2 protein-coding genes and 1 pseudogene are annotated in these 2,432 nt (G+C 66.7%); 2 read left to right on the top strand and 1 reads right to left on the bottom strand.

The annotated features are described in order from the left end of the window. Positions 1-1,021 (top strand): annotated as a pseudogene (locus WA317_RS09455) (excinuclease ABC subunit UvrA); the annotation flags it as partial. Positions 1,022-1,096: 75 nt separating this feature from the next. Then, entirely contained in the window at positions 1,097-1,897 is an 801-nt protein-coding gene (locus WA317_RS09450) for a DUF2127 domain-containing protein (protein ID WP_425172779.1), read from the top strand. Positions 1,898-1,907: 10 nt separating this feature from the next. Here WA317_RS09450 and WA317_RS09445 read toward each other — a convergent pair. Next, positions 1,908-2,432: amino acid--tRNA ligase-related protein (locus WA317_RS09445; RefSeq protein WP_425172778.1), on the bottom strand; the 525-nt coding region annotated here is incomplete at its 5' end.

Genomic DNA, 2,432 nt, shown 5'->3' with positions numbered 1-2,432 from the left:
ACACAATCTGCGCGGCATCGACGTGTCGTTCCCGCTGGGCGTGCTCACCTCGGTGACCGGGGTGTCCGGCTCGGGTAAGTCGACACTGGTCAACGACATCCTGGCCGCGGTGCTGGCCAACAAGCTGAACGGAGCCCGCCAGGTGCCCGGCCGGCACACCCGGGTCACCGGGCTCGACAACGTCGACAAACTGGTGCGGGTCGACCAGTCGCCGATCGGCCGTACGCCACGGTCCAACCCCGCGACCTACACCGGGGTCTTCGACAAGATCCGGACTTTGTTCTCGGCGACCACCGAGGCCAAGGTCCGTGGCTATCAGCCGGGCCGGTTCTCTTTCAACGTCAAAGGTGGCCGCTGCGAGGCGTGTTCGGGTGACGGCACCATCAAGATCGAGATGAACTTCCTGCCGGACGTGTACGTGCCGTGCGAGGTGTGCCAAGGCGCCCGCTACAACCGTGAAACTCTCGAGGTGCACTACAAAGGCAAGACGATCTCTGAAGTGTTGGACATGTCGATCGAGGAGGCGGCCGAGTTCTTCCAGCCGATCACCGGCATATACCGCTATCTGCGCACGCTGGTCGACGTCGGGCTCGGCTATGTCCGGCTCGGTCAGCCGGCTCCGACCCTGTCCGGCGGTGAGGCGCAGCGCGTGAAGCTGGCGTCTGAATTGCAGAAACGCTCCACCGGGCGCACCGTCTACATTCTCGACGAGCCGACCACCGGCTTGCACTTCGACGACATCCGCAAGCTACTGACCGTCATCAACGGGCTTGTCGACAAAGGCAATACGGTGATCGTGATCGAGCACAACCTCGATGTGATCAAGACGTCGGACTGGGTCATCGACATGGGTCCCGAAGGGGGCGGGGAGGGCGGCGCGATCGTCGCCGAGGGCACGCCCGAAGACGTCGCGGCGGTGCCCGAGAGCTACACGGGCAAGTTCCTCGCCGAGACGCTCCGCGTGTCAGCGGACCCGCCCCGTCGGCGGTCGGCGAGCAAGCGCCGACGGGTCAGCGCCTGACGGTCAGCCGAGTAAGTCGACCCAGGTTGGGGGTCGCGCTGCGCGCCGGTGGGTGCTGACATTAGCGTGCTTTTCATGGTGGATTTTGCGCTGCGATCGTGTGGCCTGCGCGGGCATGCGACTTTCGCGCCCGACGAGCCGGAGCTGCGTGAGCGCCTTAAAGCCGACACCCCCGCCGGAGAAGCCTGGCGCTGCCTTCGGTGCGAGACGTTCGTCGTCGGCCCGGCCCACGGTAGCGGCCCGGCGGGCACCGCACCGGAGATCCCGCGGGGACGGTTGCTGCGCGACCGGACGTTGATGCGGGCGCTCGCCGTAGAGCGCGCGGTGCGGGGTGTGATCTTCGTGTTGGTGGCGGCCGGCGTGCTCAAGGTCCGCGGCGCGCGGGAGCGCTGGCAGCAGGCACTCGACCAGGATCTGCCGCTGATCCGGCCGCTGGCCAATCAGATCGGCTGGAACCCGGACGATTCGAAGATCCTCCACCACGTCATCAACGCGTTGAAGTTGTCGTCCTCGACGCTGCTGCTGATCGCCCTTGCGCTGGCGACCTACGCCCTGATCGAGTTCATCGAGGCGGTGGGTCTGTGGCTGATGAAGCGCTGGGGCGAGTACTTCGCGGTGATCGCGACCAGTGTGTTCCTTCCGCTCGAAGTGTATGAGCTGACGGAGAAGATCACGGCGCTGCGGGTCGGCGCGCTGATCATCAATGTGCTGGCCGTGGTTTGGCTGCTGTGGAGTAAACGGCTGTTCGGGCTCAACGGCGGCGGCCGGGCTTACCACGAGGAGCACGAGGCCGAAAGTCTGATGAGCATTGAGCGGGCGGGCGTCCAGCGAGACGTCAGGAACACCACGGCCAACACCACGGCCTCAACCGCGTAACGACCGCCCGCTATCGGGGTTTCGCCAGCGGGAACGGCAGGGTCTCGCGGATGCTGTGGCCGGTGATCAGCATGACGACGCGGTCGACGCCCACGCCGAGCCCGCCGGTGGGCGGCATCGCATACTCCATGGCCTGCAGGAAGTCTTCGTCGAGCTGCATCGCCTCGGGATCACCGCCGGCGGCCAGCAGCGACTGTTCCTGCAGGCGCCGGCGCTGCTCGATGGGGTCGGTGAGTTCGGTGTAGGCGGTGCCCAGCTCGATGCCCCACGCCACCAGATCCCAGCGTTCGGCCACATCCGGCTTGCTGCGATGCGGCCGGGTCAACGGGGACACCGAGGTGGGGAAGTCGGTGTAGAAAGTCGGTTGCTCGGTGCGGTCCTCCACCAGGTGCTCGTACAGCTCGAGCACCACCGCGCCGGCGTCCCAGCGGGGTTGGTAGGGGATGTGCGCGGCATCGGCCAGCCTGCGCAGCGTGGCCAGGTCGGTGCCCGCGTCGATGTGCTCGCCGAGCGCTTCCGACACCGCGTCGTGCAC

This window comes from Mycobacterium sp. (assembly GCF_049802695.1).
In the GTDB taxonomy this organism is placed as follows: Bacteria; Actinomycetota; Actinomycetes; order Mycobacteriales; family Mycobacteriaceae; genus Mycobacterium.
The sequence above is the reverse complement of the archived record's forward strand: the minus strand, read 5'-3'. Positions and strand labels throughout refer to the sequence as shown.